Origin of the sequence: Dietzia papillomatosis NBRC 105045 (assembly GCF_001570845.1) — a bacterium.
In the GTDB taxonomy this organism is placed as follows: Bacteria; Actinomycetota; Actinomycetes; order Mycobacteriales; family Mycobacteriaceae; genus Dietzia; species Dietzia cinnamea.
Genome location: NZ_BCSL01000047.1, coordinates 1 through 17,469 on the forward strand (window position 1 = coordinate 1; position 17,469 = coordinate 17,469).

Genomic DNA, 17,469 nt, shown 5'->3' on the forward strand with positions numbered 1-17,469 from the left:
TCTGCTGCGACACACTTAGGCACGGTCCGATCAACGTTCCACCCCGGTCAGGGCGTCTCGCAAACGTGTCGCACCAACGAGTCGCGCGAAGCACGACCAAGTGCGACACATGTCCAATCGCCACTTCCGACAGATGCGTGTCTTAGGACCGGCGAGCTCTCTTGCCAACTCACTCGGAGCATCTAAACGGGCCGCTGACACCTACCCTTGGGCCGGGATGACGTCCTGCCACAAGCGGCGCGGGGGGTGCCTCCGGCTGTTAGGGACCGCTGGTTCCGGCAAGGTGGCGGCATGTTGACGATCGAACTGACCGAGCCGGGGGGCGGTTCTTGTCGTTTGCCGAGCGAGGGGAGATCGCGATCTTACGGGCATAAGACGTCGAGTCGCGAGACGGTCATTCGGCGTCGGGCGCGTTCACTTTTCATGTGTTCGCGCCCGCGCGTCATGGATCAGCACTGCAACGTAGAGCGACAACACAGACTCCGTATCCGAGAGGTCGACGCCCAGCGCGCTCTCGAGCGTAGCGATCCGCTTGTACAGCGCCGGTCGGCTGATATGCAGCTCGCTGGCCAGCGCGGCCTTGTTCCCACCAGACCGCAGATAGGACCGCAGAAGGTCCAACCGATCCGCGGCGTCAGCGTGAGCGTCCATTGTGAGGCCGCGCAGTTCGGTCTCTGCGAAGGATTGCATTCGAGGGTCATGACGCAGCAGCGCGACCAATCCGCGCAATCGGACATCGGAAGCTCGGTGGTACGGCCGGTCGTCAGCGCCCATCATCGCCGCGGCATCGGCCACGTGGGAGGCGTCGCGAAGGCGCTGCACCGCGTGTGTGATCGCTGCATCTGGTTCACCGACGGCGACCACGGCAGCACCGGCGGGATCAATCCGTTGGATCGCCTTCCGAACTGTGACCGCCATGACCGACAACGCCTGTTCCGGCATCGCGGCCTGCGCGGGTTTGACCGCCATTAGGCCGCACACCTCGCCGGAACGCCGGACGATGAACAGGCCGCTGTGTCCGCCGGCGCGCACCGCATGCGACACGGCGTCAAGATAGCGATCGATTCTTCGTTGCGTCGCCACAGGGTCGTCCTCACCCGGATGTGCACGGACTAGCACGGCGAACGGATAATATTCTGCCGACTTTTGCAGCCCGAGCGCGTGTGCGCGCGCGGCGACCTCGGTCTCGTCCGTGAGTCGGCGCTCGAGCACGTCATCAATGAGACTGCTCTGGGCCTTCCGTTGCAGACCGGCCCTGTCACGCTCGAACATACGATCGAGAGCTAGGGCGACCGCGGCGCGTTCCAACACCATGGTCGCTCTCTCCCGGTGGACGGGGGGCCGCGGTATGATAAGTCTCCCCCACGACTCCCCGTAGGGGCCCACGACGACCGTCGCCCAGGTCTCCGCATCATGGCTGGCTCGGAGACTGCGCCGTGACCTCGGCTCCCACTCGTCGAGAAGCGCGGCGACCGGCAGCCCGGCTGTTGCGGTCGCGAGCACCTGATGCGACAAATCCTCGAGCACGATCGGCTCATCGAGCATCGTTGAGGCGGCCTCCAGGATCGCGTGCACAGTGGCGCGTTTCATGCTGAGCTCGGTGAACGTCTCGTGGACCAGACGATCGAAAGCGACGGCGTCGAACTGCTCGGCCACGATGTGTCGGTGCACTGCCTCGGTCACCCGCACGAACCGAATCTCCCGATGCAGCACCACCAGGGCGAGATCGGCCTCTTCGGCGAGGGCGGCCGCAGCCGACGGTAGCGGGGGACCCGACCCGTCCAACTCCACGATCACGCCGATCGCACCCGCTCTCGACAGCCCGTTGAGATAGGTCGAGGGCGAGCGCACCAGCGACGCACCCGTGGTCAGTACTAATTCGCCACCCTGCAGCAGGTTCGACAGATCCGCGACGTCGCCGACGTGCACCCACCTGATCGGCTCGTTCCACCGGCACGACGAGACGATCTCGGGTTCGCCGCGTTGCACCTCTGGGAGGCGGATGACGTCGTGGACGGTCATGGCCATTGACACAGTGTAAAGGCTGTCTGCGAAGTCGTTACACAATGCTCGCCCGTGGTTGCGCAGGGCAGCCGCATGATCGATAGCAACATCGTCGTCGTGGAGAGGCCCCTCATGTCCAGCACTGCCCGCCAGAGCACCGTCCAGCACTGGGTCGACAACAATCACTTCTCCGGGACGAGTAGCCGTACCGCGCCGATCACCAACCCGGCCACGGGAGCAGTGACCAAGCAAGTGGTGCTCGCCGACGTCGAGGATGCCCGCGTGGTCATCGATGCCGCGGCGGCCGCGTTCCCGGCGTGGCGTGACACTTCCTTGGCCAAGCGCGCGTCAGTTATGTTCCGCTTTCGCGAGCTGATTAACGAACGTAAGGACGAGCTCGCAGCAATCGTCACCGCCGAACACGGCAAAGTTCTCTCTGATGCGCTGGGCGAGGTGTCCCGCGGGCAGGAGGTCGTCGAGTTCGCCTGCGGCCTTCCGCACCTGCTCAAGGGCGGGTATGTGGAGAACGCCTCCACCAAGGTCGACGTCCACTCAGTTCTCCAACCGCTCGGTCCGGTCGGGATCATCTCGCCGTTCAACTTTCCCGCGATGGTCCCGATGTGGTTCTTCCCCCTCGCCATCGCCGCCGGCAACACGGTGGTGCTCAAACCGTCGGAGAAGGACCCGTCGGCATCCCTGTGGCTGGCCGAACTTTGGAAAGAGGCCGGTCTGCCCGATGGTGTGTTCAACGTGTTGCAGGGCGACAAGGTCGCCGTCGACGAACTGCTGTCCAACCGGGCCATCAAGGCGATCAGTTTCGTCGGCTCCACACCTGTCGCGCAATACGTGTATGCCACCGGAACCGCAGCCGGGAAACGCGTCCAGGCGCTCGGCGGTGCCAAGAACCACGCCATCGTGCTGCCCGACGCCGACCTCGACCTTGCTGCCGACGCGATGGTGAACGCCGGCTTCGGCTCCGCCGGTGAACGCTGCATGGCCATTTCGGCAGTCGTCGTTGTCGGCGCCATCGCCGACGACCTGGTCGCGAAGATCGCCGAGCGCACCACCACCCTCGTCACCGGTGACGGCACCACGAACGCCGACATGGGACCACTGGTGTCGGCAGCACACCGCGACAGGGTGAGGTCTTACGTCGACGCGGGTGAAGCCGACGGCGCCACGGTGGTCGTCGACGGCCGTGAGGTCGTCGTCGGTGGAGGCGAAACGACGGGCGATCGGACCGAGGGGTTCTGGCTCGGCCCGACGGTGCTCGACGACGTCACCACCGACATGAGCGTCTACACCGACGAGATCTTCGGCCCGGTGCTCGGTGTGCTGCGCGTCGCGACCTACGACGACGCACTGGAGTTGGTGAACGCCAATCCGTACGGCAACGGCACGGCCATCTTCACCAACGACGGCGGCGCGGCACGACGATTCCAGAACGAGGTCGAGGTCGGCATGGTCGGCATCAACGTGCCGATCCCGGTCCCGATGGCCTACTTCAGCTTCGGCGGATGGAAGGCGTCACTTTTCGGCGACACGCACGCCCACGGCACCGAAGGCGTCCATTTCTTCACCCGCAGCAAGGCCATCACCACCCGCTGGCTCGATCCGTCGCATGGCGGGCTGAACCTCGGCTTCCCGCAGAACTCTTGAACCCCCAACCAGATCGGAGGTCACTCATGACCAGTGACATTTCCTCACCGGCCACCCAGCACCTCGACCCAGAGGTCGGACGACGAGCATACGAACTCGATCGCAAGCATGTCTTCCATTCCTGGTCTGCTCAGGCGGAATTACACCCGATGATCGTCACCGCGGCCGAAGGCTGCTACCTGTGGGACGGAGACAGCCGCCGCCTACTCGACTTCTCGTCGCAACTGGTGAACACCAACATCGGCCACCAACACCCGCGGGTGGTCGAGGCGATTTCCGCGCAGGCGCGCAAGCTTTGCACCATTGCGCCCCAGCACGTCAACGACGCCCGCTCGGAAGCCGCCCGACTCATCGCCGAGCGTACGCCCGGCGACCTGAACCGGATTTTCTTCACCAATGGTGGCGCCGACGCCGTCGAACACGCGGTGCGCATGGCAAGGCTGCACACGGGTCGCCGAAAAGTGCTGTCGCGCTACCGCTCCTATCACGGCGGAACCGACACCGCGATAAATCTGACCGGCGATCCGCGGCGCTGGCCCAACGACTATGGCGACTCCGGCGTCGTGCACTTCTTCGGTCCGTTCCTCTACCGTTCCCATTTCCACTCGGGCAGCGAAGAACAGGAATGTGAACGGGCGCTCGCCCATCTGGACGAGGTGATCCGGCTCGAAGGACCCGCGCAGTTCGCCGCGATCATCCTGGAATCCATCCCTGGTACCGCTGGAATCATGGTGCCGCCGCCGGGCTATCTGCGCGGTGTCCGGGAGATCTGTGACCGCTACGGCATCGTGTTCATCGCCGACGAGGTGATGTCCGGCTTCGGCCGTACCGGAAAGTGGTTCGCGATCGAACACTCAGGCAGCGATGTGGTGCCTGATCTTCTGACCTTCGCCAAGGGCGTCAACTCTGGCTACGTGCCGCTCGGCGGCGTGGCGATAAGTCCTGAGATCGCCGCCACGTTCGATGATCGACCGTATCCGGGTGGCCTCACCTACTCCGGACATCCGTTAGCCGCCGCAGCGGCGATCGCGACCATCACGACGATGGCCGACGAGGACATCGTCGAGAACGCGGAGCGCATCGGGCGGGAGGTCATCGGGCCGGGACTGCGCGAGATCGCGGGTCGGCATCCCAGTGTCGGCGAGGTCCGCGGCGTGGGCGTGTTCTGGGCTGTCGAACTCGTACGTAACAGGGAGACGCGCGAGCCCCTCGCGCCCTACGGTGGTTCGAGCGAGGCAATGGCCGCAGTACTCAAGGCCTGCACGTCGAATGGCCTGCTGCCCTTCGCGAACTTCAACCGCATCCACGTGGTACCGCCGTGCATCGTCCGCGATGACCAGGCGCGGGACGGGCTCGAGATTCTGGACGCCGCCCTTGACGTCGCGGATGCCTACACCGACTGATACTCAGGCAGTCGGACAGGGCGCGTTCCGCGGAACGTACCCCGTGTCCGTGGTCGCCGATAGGTTTCGCTCCCTTTGCTGATCGCTAGGAGCCGGGAGTTCTGTTATGGACGACATGACATATTCACCTCATACGAATAGTGGTTGGTCTGCGACCCGTGGCTGCAGACATCAGTTGTTCGGGCTAGCCGGCAACGGTTGGAAGTGCATATCGGCGGAGACCTTTCCCGCCTTCACCACGATCATGATCTCGTCGGAAATTCGTTCGCGCGCCAGCGACACCACACCGCGGTAGACGCCTGGTTCGTCGATGACCGGCCGCAGGATGTGGCCATCGGCCCAAACGCTGATCGACGCGGCCTGTTCGGCGAACTCGACACGCACATCCCACGAACTGCTGCCGCGTTCGACGGTGACCGAATAGCTCGGCATCTCGACGTCGACGCGCCAACCGTCCTCAACGTCGATCTGGTTGCTCGGCAGCGTCGGCGTGAGAAAGGCGGGTTCGCGGCGACTGGACACCCGCTCGTAGGCACCGGCGTAGTCCAGCAGCCGATCGTCGCTGTAGGCCGCGCCGGCAAAGGTGAGACCCACCGGCATCTGACTGATGGCCATAAACCCCATCGGTACCGTCACAGTCGGAATTCCGAGATGCCGGATCACGCGGTTCCCGGTCGAGTAGACGATGCCGTTGCGCGTAGCATTCTCCAGACTCTCCGGCCGGGTGAACAAGTCATCGCGGCCGACATCGCCGGCAGCCGGGAACACCACAAAATCCAGACCGTTAGCGGTCATCCATTCTTCGAAGTCGACTCGACGGGCGTTTTCGAGGCCACGCAGCAGATGGTCGATCCCGGGCACGTCGTCGTAGCTGTCCGGCAGTCCCTGCTTGACGAGCTCGGCGAGCCGCTGCCAGTCAAAGCCGCCGCGAGCGCGGGTGATCCACACCGCTACTGGTGCGTCCTCGGTCGGGAACACGGTGTCGCCGTCGACATCGGCCCAGCTCTGCAGCGCGGAATCCCCGTTCTCGCGGAGAAACTCGTCGAGCGCAATCGCGGTGACCGTGCCCCCTTCGAGGGCACGCCACGTGTCAGGCACCAGGCCACGCGCCGCCAACCCCCGTGCGCCTATCCGATCTTCCTCATAATTCGACACGACCGGAAAGTCGACCTCCTGCACCTCGGCGCCAAGACCGCGCAGATCCTCTGCGGCCTGCTCCCAGAGCAGGCGGACCGCTGGCGTGATCACCGGTGGATCGAGGGGAGTCGGATCCTTGCCGATGAACATTCGCGGCACACCAATCCGCATGCCGTCCAGACGATCCGGTCGCGGCCGCGCCACCGGTTTCTGTAACACTTCCTCCGGATCGGGAAGGTCTACGACGCTTTGCTGTCGCCAGAAGTCGCCGCTCTGAATCGGATCCCGGACCGCCAACACATCGAGCAGCGCCAGCAGGTCCGGAACCGAGCGCGTGTGGGGTACCACCACATCGCAGGTGGGACGTAGCGGCCAGTTGCCGCGGATCGAGAGCACGCCCCGCGACGGCGTGTACGCCACCAAGCTGTTGTTAGAAGCCGGGGAACGCCCCGAGGACACTGTCTCCTCGGCCATGCCGAAGGCGCACATGCTCGCGGCGGTCGCTGTCCCTGAACCGTTCGACGACCCGGAACCGTAGGCCGCGGTCAGGAACTGCGGGTTGTACGGGCTCCGGGCATAGTCGTACACACCGGGTTGGATACCGCCCGCCGCCATCGGCGGCATGTTCGTCTTACCCAGCAGCACCGCGCCCGCGTCCCGGAGTTGCTCGACTGACGCCGCGTCCTCGTCCGCGACGAGACCGGCCAGGGCCGGGGATCCGGAAGCGACGGTCATTCCCGCCACCTTGTAACTGTCCTTCACAGTGAACGGGATGCCCTCGAGCCGCCCGGCCTCACCGGCCCGACGGCGCCGGTCGGATGCAGCGGCGTCCTCGAGGCAGTCGGGATTGAGTAAAGCGATAGCGTGGAGGCATTGACCGGTCCGGTCGTAATATGCGATCCGGTTGAGGTAGGCGCACACGAGATCGACGCTCGTCACGCGACCGGCGTCGAGCTCGTCGAGTAGTTCGCCGATGCTCATCTCCACGACGTCGATGCGTTTCACCACACTCTGCCTTTCTTATTGACTCTCACGATCGGGCGGAGGCGACGTCGCGAATCGCCGGTATCACCGATTCGCCGTACACGCGCAGTGTTTCTTCCTTGTTGTCGTGGTCGAGATATCCGGCGAACTGCGTGACGCCCAGTTCCGATAACTGACGGAGTTTCTCGATATGCTCCTCGTGGGTTCCGATGATGCAGAATCGCTCAACGATGTCGTCGGGCACGAAGTCGACGTGCGAGTTGCCGGACTTGCCGTGCTCGTTGTAGTCGTATCCGGTTCGACCATCGATGTATGCGGTCAGCGCCTTCGGCACATCACTCTCGGCACCGTACTTCGCGACGATGTCGGCGACGTGGTTGCCGACCATGCCGCCGAACCAGCGACACTGGTCAAGCGCGTGTGCCCTCGACTCAGGGGTTCCGTCGGTGACGTACATCGGTCCGGCGACACAGATCTTGACGTCGTCAGGATCACGACCAGAGGCTTCTGCGGCATCTCGGACGGTGCGAATCATCCACTTCGCGATGTCCACATCAGCGCATTGAAGGATATAGCCGTCGCCCACTTCGCCGGCTAGCTTGAGCGCCATCGGACCGTACGCGGCGACCCACACGTCGAGTTGGGAGCCTCGACTCCACGGGAATCGGATCTCGACGTCGTTGATCTCCACACTGCGCGAGTTCGCCAGTTCCCGGACGACGTGCACCGCAGACCGCAACGACTTCAGGGTCGTCGGCTTGTCGTTGGTGACCCGGACCGCGGAATCTCCGCGTCCAATGCCGCAGATAGTTCGATTACCGAAACACGCGTTCATCGTCGCGAACGTCGATGCCGTCACCGTCCAGTCACGCGTCGCGGGATTGGTGACCATCGTTCCGACGGTGATTCGATTGGTATTACTCAGTATCTGCGAATGCACCACGTACGGCTCGTGCCACAGCACATGTGAGTCATAGGTCCAAAAGTAGTCGAAACCGTGCTCCTCGGCCCGCTTCGCGAGACCGACGATGCGCGGCACGGGCGGATTCACCTGCACAACCACACCGAAGTCCATGTTCTTCCCTTTTCGCTATATCAGGTACTGGCTAAGGCCGCGCTTGACAAAGCGACCATGCGTCTTGTCGCCCACGTATGAGTTGTTGTCGACCAGAACCCGGCCGCGCGACATCGTCAAGTCCACGTGGCCGTCGACTTCGAAACCCTCCCAAGCCGAATAGTCCATGTTCATGTGATGGGTCTTCTTCAGTCCAATGGAGGTATGCCCGCTCGGGTCGTAGATCACGATGTCGGCGTCCGCACCGGGCTGGATGACACCCTTCTTGCCGTACATCCCGAACATGCGGGCCGGGGTCGTCGCGATCAGTTCCACCCACCGTGACAACGAGATGCGTCCTTGCACGACCCCCTGATAGAGCAGGTCGACTCGGTGCTCGATCGAACCCATGCCATTGGGTATGTCGCGAAAGTCGTTTCGACCCAGTTCTTTCTGATCGTTCATGCAGAACGGGCAATGATCGGTGGAGACCATCTGCAGGTCGTTGGTGCGCAGGCCCTTCCACATCGCATCCAGGTGGCCATCTTCCTTGGACCGCAGCGGGGTCGAGCACACCCACTTGGCGCCCTCGAACTCCCCCCATTTCTCAGAAACCGCACCCAACTGATCCTCCAGCGACAAATAGAGATACTGGGGGCACGTCTCGGCAAACACGTTCTTTCCGTTGTCGCGGGCGACGGCGACCTGGTCGAGAGCTTGCTTAGCGCTCAAATGCACGATGTAGAGCGGAACGTCAGTCACGTCCGCGAGCATGATCGCCCTGTGGGTCGCTTCCTCCTCCATCTGCCAGGCGCGTGCCACACCGTGGTGGTAAGGGGCGGTCTTTCCCTGCTCCACGAGTTGCTCGGCGAGCACATCGATGGCGATACCGTTCTCCGCGTGCATCATCGTCAATAACCCGAGGTCCCGCGCCTTGCTCATCGCGCGGACAATCTGGCCGTCGTCGGCATAGAACACCCCGGGATAGGCCATGAACATCTTGTACGAGGTGACGCCCTCATCGGCCAACCGCTCCATCGCACGCAGTGAGTTGGCGTCGACCCCACCGATGATCTGGTGGAAGCCGTAGTCCACGGCGCAGTTACCGGCGGCGAGTTCGTGCCAGTGCGCCAAGCTGTCCTCGACATGCTCCCCGGGCCGCTGGATGGCGAAGTCGACGATCGTCGTGGTGCCACCCCACGCGGCGGCGCGAGTCCCCGTCTCGAAGGTGTCGCTCGCCTCGGTACCGCCGAACGGCATCTGCATGTGGGTGTGCGCGTCCACCCCGCCCGGGATGACGTACTTGCCGGTGGCGTCGATCACACGGTCGACGCGCCCGGCGAGCTCATCGCCGAACGGCGTGGTACCGGGCTCGACCAGAGCTGCGATCGTCTCGCCGTCGATGAGCACGTCAACCAGCTGCCGTCCGGTGCTCGATACCACGGTGCCGCCGCTGATGAGGGTGGTGGCCATGGATTTGTCCTCCGTTCTTAATCGGGTCGAGTCGTGCCCGACCGGTGGTGGTGATCGTTATCCGGTCGTGAGCCCCGACCGCTGCTGATCGGCCGACTTCTCGGCGTGCTCGTCGGCCGACTCGGAACCGATCGTCGTCGACGTCTCGGACACGGCCGATCGAGATATCTCTGTCTCGTCGTGGCTTATGGCCGCCGGGCCCGGCTGCGGTTCGACTGTCTTGCGCCACGTCCCGATGATGCGCATGGCGTGGTATACGACGAGTGCGGAGAGAGCGCCGAGTGCGATACCGCCGAAGCTGAGATCGCCGATGGCCCAGGTGAAGTCGGCGATACCGACGACGAGTGCGATCGCCGCGGTGAACTGGTTGATGGGCTGCGAGAAGTCGACTCGGTTGAGGACCCAGATGTGGACGCCGAGGATGCCGACCAGTCCGTAGAGGGCGACGGTCGCGCCGCCGAGTACACCGGGCGGGATCGAGGCGATGGCGGCGCCAACCTTTGGACACAGGCCCAGCAGAACCGCAGCGAGGCCTGCCACCCAGTAAGCCGCGGTCGAATACACCTTGGTTGCCGCCATGACACCGATGTTCTCGGCGTAAGTCGTGGTGGCGGTACCGCCCCCGCTACCAGCAATCGTGGTGGCCAAACCGTCGGCGAACAGCGCACGGCCCATGTGCCGATCGTTGTTCGTACCGGTCATCGCGCTAATCGACTTGACGTGCCCGATGTTCTCCACCACCAGCACCAGCACAACTGGAATGAACATCGGCAACAGCGAGAAGTGGAACTCGGGGGTCGTGAAGTCGGGCAGCCCGAACCACGCGGCTTCGGCGATGGCCGAGGTATCCACCTCGCCACGGGCAAACGCCACGAAGTAGCCGATCACCACCGCGAGGAAGATGGCCAGTCTGCCCAGCAGACCACGAAACAGCACCAGTGACGCCACCAGCAGCACGAGCACGATAAAGGCGGTAAGTGGTGACTCCTCGAAGTTGTCCTTCGCCGTGGGCGCCAGGTTGAAGCCGACCAACGCCACGATGGCACCAGTGCACACGGGCGGCATCAGCTTCTCGATCCAGCCGATTCCGGCGAAGTTCACGATCGCACCCACGATCATGACGAGGACACCTACCATGACGATGCCTCCGAGCGCACCGGCCGGCCCGTTCGACGAGACCGCGGCAGTGACCGGCGCGATGACCGCGAAGCTCGAGCCGAGGTAGCTCGGCAGCTGGTTGCGGGTGATCAGCAGGAACAGAATGGTGCCGATGCCTGAGAACAACAGGGTGGTGGCCGGCGGGAATCCGGTGAGCACCGGAACGAGGAAGGTCGCACCGAACATCGCGACCACGTGCTGCAGGCCGATTCCGATCGTGCCGGGCCACGGCAGCCGCTGCTTTGGCGCCACCACTCCGTGCCCGTCGGTGGGCTGCCAACTGAACATTGCCATTGTCGTTGCTCCTTGTCCGGAGATGCCGGGACGGTGGTGACGCGCGAGCCGCCCGACGTCCTCGTCGGTGGTGATGTGGTGAGTGAAAAGAGCGCTCAGACGGCGCTGCGGTCGAGCTCGAGATGGTTGACGCGAAAGGCGTTGCCCTTCGGATCGAGAAGAACCGATTGCCAGGCGCCGTAATACGTACGTCCCGGCGGGGTGACGCATTGTGCGCCCGCAGCCATTGCTGCATCGGTCATGGTCTCGACCTGCGCCTCGCTCTCCACCTCGAAGGTGAGGAACTGCGTAGTTCCCGAGACACTCGCCGGCGGTTCGAGATTCAGCAACTCGTAGGCCTTCGGGGAACTGAAACCCAGGACGACGTCGCCGAGGCGCAACCCGCGGAAGTTGTCCGAGCGCAGTTCGGTGACCTCGTCGAGGTCGAGTAGGTCGGCGTAGAAGCCACTGAGTCCGACAATGTCGTCGGTGATGACACTGGCAAATGACATTCTGACTGAGGACATTTGTACCTTCGTTCGGCTTCGTTGTGTTCGGCGCTGTCGTGGTCGGGGCTCAGAGATCGAGCACCAGCCGGCCCCCGTAGGCGCGGCTGACGCATGGGATGAATCGCCTTCCCGCAGCCCTAGCACGCGGAGACAAGACGGTGTCGCGATGGTCGGGCGTGCCCGAGAGCAGGGTCTGTACGCAGGCCCCGCACTCTCCGCGCAGGCAATCCGAGTCGAGTCCCTGCCTGGCCTCGAACAGCACCGACAGGGCGGTGCGGTCGGCCGGCACGGTCAACACCTCACCACTGCGGCACAACTCGATCTCGAATGGCTCATCGTGCGGTGCCGCCATCAGCTCGCGAGCGAGATCGTCTTCTCGAACTTCTGCGTCAGATGGTCGCCCGACGTGATGGGCGCATAGCGCGGCTTCTCTCCGGCGGCAACACAACTGGGCAGGCATTCGATGATCGCGTCGTAGTTGGGCTGGTGAAAGAAGACCAAACTCATCCGGCGGGTGTTACCCGACACGTCGGGCTGCGGCGGCCGGACGCGGTGGCGAGTGGAGATCCACAGGTCGTTGGTCCACTGCGCCATGAGGTCGCCGATATTGACCACGAGTGCGCCCGGCATCACGGGTACGCGGACCCAATCGCCGTCCTGAGTGAAGACCTCGAGTCCGCCGGGTGCGTCCTCCTGCCGGACGATGGTCAGGCTGCCGTAGTCGGTGTGGGCACCTGCACGCATTTGACCAGGCAGCGGAGGTTCATCCATATGCGGGTAGTTGATGGCCCGCAGCATGCTGATGTCTCGATCGATGGTATCGGCGAAGTACTCTGGGTCGAGGCCGAGGCCGCGGGCGAAGGCGCTCATCAACCGGCGGGACAGGTCGTTCATCTCCCGGAAGTAGCGGGTCCAGACCTCCTCCATGCCGCTCGGACGCTCCGGCCAGGTGTTCGCCAGGAAGTGCGGTCCTGAACGCTCCGGGGAAAAGTACGGATCATCGCGATCGACGTCTATCGGGCCGGCGTCGAATTTCTCGTGCAGATCGCGCGGCTGCTCGATGTCCTCACTGTAGGAGAACGCCTGCTCGCCGACCGACGAATATCCGCGCACCGCTTCCGGACTGGGCTGCTGAACACGGCGCTTTTCTTCGTCCGCGAGCGCGAAGAACTCGTCTGACACGCGGTACATGTCGGCGATGACGTCGTCGGGCACACCGTGGTTCACGACCTGGAAGAAGCCGATCTCGCGTCCGGCGCGGTCGAAGGCCTGGCCGACCTCGTTCTTGGCGTCCTCGTCGCCGCCGATGAGAGCGGCCACGTCGATGGTGGGTACTACGGACACGGGATCTCCTCCTGCTGCGGGAACTGGCTTGGCCTGAACAATTCTGTCCGGCGATGCCGTTCAGCAGTAGGGCGGCAGAGCACCCATTGTCGACGCGATGAGTGTGCAGGCGCCACAGACGAAATACCGACGAAACGGTTCCGTATATCCAGGACACATCGTGACATCTGCGCGTAACGCCGGTCCTCAGCTATAGCCGCTGTGCATTCCCCCGAACGTCGTCTGTCGTACGTACTTCTCCACGAGGTGCTCGCCTGCGAGCAGATGCTGCGGGGCGGGCATCCTCTCGGCGGCGAACGGAGGCAGTTCGGTGATGGCCACATCGTGGTTGGGATGCTGGTAGTAGGCGAACGCCAGGCGTGATGTCTCAAACCCCACCGAACGCGACGGATTCGCCGTGCGGTGAACGGTCGCAGACCAGTGGTTGGCCGTCCACTCGGCCAGCAGGTCACCAACCAAGATGACGAGGTCATCCGGTGTCGTGGTGACGTCGAGCCACTCCCCTTCGCGGTCGAAAATCTGCAGTCCGCCGGCGGTCGACTCCGCACACACGATGGTGAATGCGCCATAGTCGGTGTGGGTACCGGCCCGGTGCTGGTAGGGAAGCGGGTCGGTCGCCTGCGGCGGGAAGTGCAGCGCCCGCAACATGCTCATCTCCTGATCGAACAACGGATCGAAGTGATCGCCGGGTAGACCGAATCCCTCGGCGGTCATCGACAGCAGACCGGTACCGATGCGCTGCATGTGCCGGTAGTAAGTCTCCCAGGCGGGTCGGAAGCCCTCTACTTCCGACGGCCACAGATTGGGGAACGCTAGGTCATGGGCGCCCGACTCGCCGATGACCGGGGTGTCGATGGGGCCAATGTCCATCTTTTCTTTGAGGTCTCCGTGAGATTCCTCGTCCAGCGAGTAGGCAATGCCCTCCGAGCCGAGGCCCGAGAATCCGCGTACCTGTTCCGGCGCCGGCTGGGCTACCGCCCGGTGCACCGAATCGGGTGCTTCGAAAAACTCGCGCGTGACGTCGAACAGCTCGGTGAGCTCGGACGACGGTATTCCGTGCGATCGCAGGTGCACGTAGCCGAGTGTCGACAGTGCGACATCGAGTAGCTCGAACTGACGGCGGCGGGCGTCGGGAGACGAACTACACACCGCGGCGAAGTCGATCGGCGGAAGGTAGACCATGCGACTACTATCCAACATACAGTCGCATTCCGCAGTAAACGAGGAGGTCGGCATGCCCTCCCGCCTGACGGGACCGGGGTCCGGGGAGGGTCCAGAACCGGCCACACCGCGGCGCGGCCGGTTGACCGTCTGCGAGCTCGCCGCCGCAGTCGGTGCATCGATCGTCACCGAGGCGGCCGACACCGACGCGCCGCTCGACCACGTCGTGGATGCCGGTACGACGGCCGAGTTGCAGTCCGGCGAGATGCCTCTGCGCGCCGAGGAGACGCGTGCCGCAACCGGGGTCGTAGTGCTGCGTTGGGATTCGGCACGGCCGGGCGGCCCACTCCCCGACCTGGCACCGATTCTCGCGGGCGCCTTCGGTGGCATCCGGCCGGCGGCCGTCGTCGTCACACCGGCGCGCACCGTGAACCCGCCGCGTGCTGTGATCGATCAGGCAGACCGGCTGGACATTGCGCTGCTCTGGGATCGGTCGGGCAACTGGCGGATGATCGAGCAGGTGCGGCGCGCCCTCGAGGTGGAGTCAGCCGATGTCCGAGAGTCGGGGTCCGATGAGTTTTCGGCGCGATTGCTCGCGGTCGCCGACGACCTGGTGGCGATCTGCAATGTGCTGGGGGAGGCGATCGGCGCCCGGGTCGAGCTGCGTTTGACCGGGGTGCGCAGCCGAGTCGGCCGCGCACCCCGGGCCATCTCAGTTGAGGTCAGTCGGCGTGCGGAACTGGTGATCGACCCGGAGCGGGAACTCGACGAGGCAGGCCTTCAGCTGGTCGAGACAGCTCGCCCATTGCTCGCGGTGCACGCCCGCGTCTCCGACGAGACGGATGACGAACGCCGGCTCGAGGCTTCGCGGACGCTGCGCGACATCCTCGGGGACGATCTGGCTCTTCGGGAGCAAGCCATCCGTCGCAGCAAACGGCTGAATCTGTTCGGGGACCAGTACATGCTGGCGATGGCCATCGAACTGTTCAACGTGCCGGTGGACCTCGCCGGACTCCGGCGCCTGCGTTCCGAGATCGCGCTGGTGGCAGCACGAATGGACCCGAACGCAGCGACCATGGTAAAGGACGGGCTGGGCGTCGTCCTAATCTCGGGACAGGTCGACTTGTCGGTATTCCTGCGCGATCTCTGCCGGACGGTCAAAGTGCCAATCGCCGTGGGAGCCGGCGACCCGGTGCCCTCACCACGCGGCTTCCCAGGCTCGTTCCGTCAGGCCCGGCGTGCGGTGGCAGTCGGCCGCCGTATCGGCGCCATCAACCGGCTGACTCGCCACTCAGAATTGGGAGTGCTAGCTCTGCTGTATCAACTGCCGGAGCACGCCCGCCGGGAGTTCGTGACGACCACGCTGGGTTCTATTGCGGACAGCACCGCGGGCGGCCAAGAGCAACGCCGAGTGCTTCGCGTACTGCAGGCCACCGACTGCAACGTCAGCGAATCCGCGCGCCGATTGTTCGTGCATCCGAACACGCTGCGCGCCAAGGTGTCGCGGATCGAGGACATCACCGGGCCTTTCCTCGCCGACCCCAAGAACCGGTTGACCGTGTTCACCGCTTTGATGATGTATGCGTTGGACAGCAACAGCGAGGAGTGAACGGTCAGGACGACGCCGTTTGGCGACTTTTCCGGTTCTGGAGTGCCATACCGGGGGTCGCCGGTGACGTGGTGAGGCGCAGATGAAGGGGGCCTGGGACGTGTGAAGATGCAGGTTCTCACGCCTCGCATCGAACGCCCCAGGACCCGCTTTGAACGCCACCGCCAGCCTGCTCGCCGACACCATCTGCCGCACCGCCGAGCTGGGGTGCCCGTCACAGACGCTGCTGTCGCCGGCGATCTGACGCACTTGCGAGCGGGGCGCTGTTTCATAGCGATCCCGGGTCGGAGTACGCCTCCGATGACTTCGTCACCTACTGCACCGAGCACGGGTTCGTGCAGTCGATGGGGCGCACCGGGGTGCTGGGACAACGCGGCCGCGGAGACGTTCTTCGCCACGCTGGAGAACGAGATGTACCACCAGAAGGTATTCTGCACCCGCGCCCGGGCCAGATTCGCCGTCGACGAGTACATCGAGGTCTTCTACAGCCGCCGCAGACCCCACTCCAGCGTCAGCCACCGGACCCCAGTCCGCGCATGGGCCGAAGCACACGAGCCCGCCCCCGACGACCTAGCCGGGGCGGCCTGACACGCTCCATCGCCAGAGGTGCGGGTCATGTCCTGCTCTTTTCATGTCATCTCTGTTGAGGCCCGGAACGGTGCCGGGCTGTTCGGGGTGCGGTGAGTGCGTGCGCTCCAGCGTCCGTCGCGGTGACCGACCTCGATTGGGTGGGCGAAGGTGTGGGTCACGTTGCAGCTGGTGAGTACCTCGGTGGCCGGCCCTGCCGCGACGGTGCGGCCGTCACTGATGAGCAGGGCGTGCGTGGTGGAGGCAGGGAGCTCTTCCAGGTGGTGGGTCACCAGCACGGAAGTCAGGTCGGGGCGGGCATGCGCGAGCATGTCAACGGTGTCCAGGAGCTGCTCGCGTGCCGCAACGTCCAGCCCCGTGGAGGGCTCGTCCAGGAGAAGCAGTTGCGGGTCGGGAGCCAGCGCGCGGGCGATGAGGGTGCGCCCCCGTTCGCCCTGGGAGAGCGTGGGCCACCGTTCCGAAGCCTTCCCGGACAGTCCGAGCAGGTCGATCAGTTCCCGTGCCCGTGCCAGGTCATCGGCTGTGGGGCGCCAGCGCATAGGAGTTTCGATCGTTCCTGTGATGCCGGTGAGCACGATGTCGGTGATGGTTAGCGGCGACCGGAGGGGGTGGCGCGGGTTGACGTGCCCGATGGTGCCAGCGGAGAGCTTGCAGCTCGACGCGGCCGAGCTGGTTACCCAGGACCCGCACGGTGCCGGACGTTGGAAAGGTGACCGCACCGCAGAAGGCGAGGATCGTGCTCTTGCCTGCCCCGTTTGGCCCGAGCATCACCCAGTGCTCGCCGCGTTCGACGGTGAAGGATATCCCGTGCAGGATTTCCTTGTCCTGGCGACGGAAAGTGACCCCTTCCAGTTCCAAAGCCGCGGTTGACGTGGCGGTGATGTGCAAAGGGAAACCTCTATCGACAGGTAGCAGCGGCCAGGGGTCAGCGCTCGGGTGCGCCGACGGCTTTCTTGACTGACTCGATCAACTCGTACGCGATTCCTGCGGCTGCATCTGACTGCCCGTTCTGGATCGCCTCGAACAGACGACGGTGTGCCTCTCCGACGCTGGGGTCCTCGGGTGGCACACTCAGCGGGTCACCGCGTCAGCCAGACGCTGCAACTGGTCGGA

Annotated in this window: 13 protein-coding genes and 1 pseudogene; 4 read left to right on the forward strand and 10 right to left on the reverse strand. The window is 64.5% G+C overall.

Annotation, left to right across the window (positions count from 1 at the left end):
- Positions 1-414 precede the first annotated feature (414 nt).
- On the reverse strand, positions 415-2,028 hold the full coding sequence (locus DPA01S_RS13860; protein ID WP_061917147.1) for a PucR family transcriptional regulator: 1,614 nt from the start codon (positions 2,026-2,028) through the stop codon (positions 415-417).
- A gap of 108 nt (positions 2,029-2,136) precedes the next feature.
- On the opposite strand from DPA01S_RS13860, the gene DPA01S_RS13865 reads away from it, so the two are divergent.
- Together DPA01S_RS13865 and DPA01S_RS13870 are read left to right on the forward strand one after the other, a co-directional pair.
- Positions 2,137-3,663 carry a CoA-acylating methylmalonate-semialdehyde dehydrogenase gene (locus DPA01S_RS13865; protein WP_061917179.1) on the forward strand — a complete coding sequence of 509 codons (1,527 nt, stop codon included), beginning with the start codon at positions 2,137-2,139 and terminating at the stop codon, positions 3,661-3,663.
- A 26-nt stretch (positions 3,664-3,689) separates the two neighbouring features.
- Positions 3,690-5,066: an aspartate aminotransferase family protein gene (locus tag DPA01S_RS13870; protein WP_061917152.1), complete on the forward strand. Its 1,377-nt coding sequence runs from the start codon at positions 3,690-3,692 to the stop codon at positions 5,064-5,066.
- A gap of 171 nt (positions 5,067-5,237) precedes the next feature.
- Here the strand turns inward: DPA01S_RS13870 and DPA01S_RS13875 are convergent, their stop codons facing one another.
- The 8 genes from DPA01S_RS13875 to DPA01S_RS13910 all read right to left on the reverse strand — a co-directional run bounded on the left by DPA01S_RS13875 (position 5,238) and on the right by DPA01S_RS13910 (position 14,180).
- On the reverse strand, positions 5,238-7,208 hold the full coding sequence (locus DPA01S_RS13875) for an amidase (RefSeq protein ID WP_061917183.1): 1,971 nt from the start codon (positions 7,206-7,208) through the stop codon (positions 5,238-5,240).
- Between the two features lie 25 nt (positions 7,209-7,233).
- On the reverse strand, positions 7,234-8,262 hold the full coding sequence (locus tag DPA01S_RS13880; RefSeq protein WP_061917155.1) for a TIGR03842 family LLM class F420-dependent oxidoreductase: 1,029 nt from the start codon (positions 8,260-8,262) through the stop codon (positions 7,234-7,236).
- 15 nt (positions 8,263-8,277) lie between these two features.
- Positions 8,278-9,714, reverse strand: coding sequence for a dihydropyrimidinase (gene hydA, locus DPA01S_RS13885; protein WP_061917158.1), 1,437 nt, complete (start codon positions 9,712-9,714; stop codon positions 8,278-8,280).
- Between the two features lie 57 nt (positions 9,715-9,771).
- The gene (locus tag DPA01S_RS13890; protein ID WP_084374792.1) at positions 9,772-11,166 is read right to left on the reverse strand and encodes a uracil-xanthine permease family protein; all 1,395 of its coding nucleotides are present in this window, start codon (positions 11,164-11,166) and stop codon (positions 9,772-9,774) included.
- A 95-nt stretch (positions 11,167-11,261) separates the two neighbouring features.
- Complete coding sequence (locus tag DPA01S_RS13895) at positions 11,262-11,657, reverse strand: VOC family protein (RefSeq protein WP_232303167.1); 396 nt, start codon at positions 11,655-11,657, stop codon at positions 11,262-11,264.
- 64 nt (positions 11,658-11,721) lie between these two features.
- Positions 11,722-12,114, reverse strand: coding sequence for a 2Fe-2S iron-sulfur cluster-binding protein (locus DPA01S_RS13900; protein WP_369691786.1), 393 nt, complete (start codon positions 12,112-12,114; stop codon positions 11,722-11,724).
- The gene (locus tag DPA01S_RS13905; protein ID WP_061917170.1) at positions 12,006-12,998 is read right to left on the reverse strand and encodes an isopenicillin N synthase family dioxygenase; all 993 of its coding nucleotides are present in this window, start codon (positions 12,996-12,998) and stop codon (positions 12,006-12,008) included. Before DPA01S_RS13905 ends, DPA01S_RS13900 begins: the two co-directional genes overlap by 109 nt.
- Before the next feature lie 186 nt (positions 12,999-13,184).
- Positions 13,185-14,180: an isopenicillin N synthase family dioxygenase gene (locus DPA01S_RS13910; RefSeq protein ID WP_061917175.1), complete on the reverse strand. Its 996-nt coding sequence runs from the start codon at positions 14,178-14,180 to the stop codon at positions 13,185-13,187.
- Positions 14,181-14,232: 52 nt separating this feature from the next.
- Here DPA01S_RS13910 and DPA01S_RS13915 point away from each other — a divergent pair, with 52 nt between their 5' ends.
- Positions 14,233-15,768, forward strand: a complete 1,536-nt coding sequence (locus DPA01S_RS13915) for a PucR family transcriptional regulator (protein WP_061917177.1) — start codon at positions 14,233-14,235, stop codon at positions 15,766-15,768.
- Positions 15,769-16,068: 300 nt separating this feature from the next.
- Complete coding sequence (locus DPA01S_RS16460) at positions 16,069-16,356, forward strand: IS3 family transposase (RefSeq protein ID WP_084374796.1); 288 nt, start codon at positions 16,069-16,071, stop codon at positions 16,354-16,356.
- A gap of 41 nt (positions 16,357-16,397) precedes the next feature.
- Here DPA01S_RS16460 and DPA01S_RS13920 read toward each other — a convergent pair.
- Positions 16,398-17,238 (reverse strand): annotated as a pseudogene (locus DPA01S_RS13920) (ABC transporter ATP-binding protein).
- Positions 17,239-17,469 lie beyond the last annotated feature (231 nt).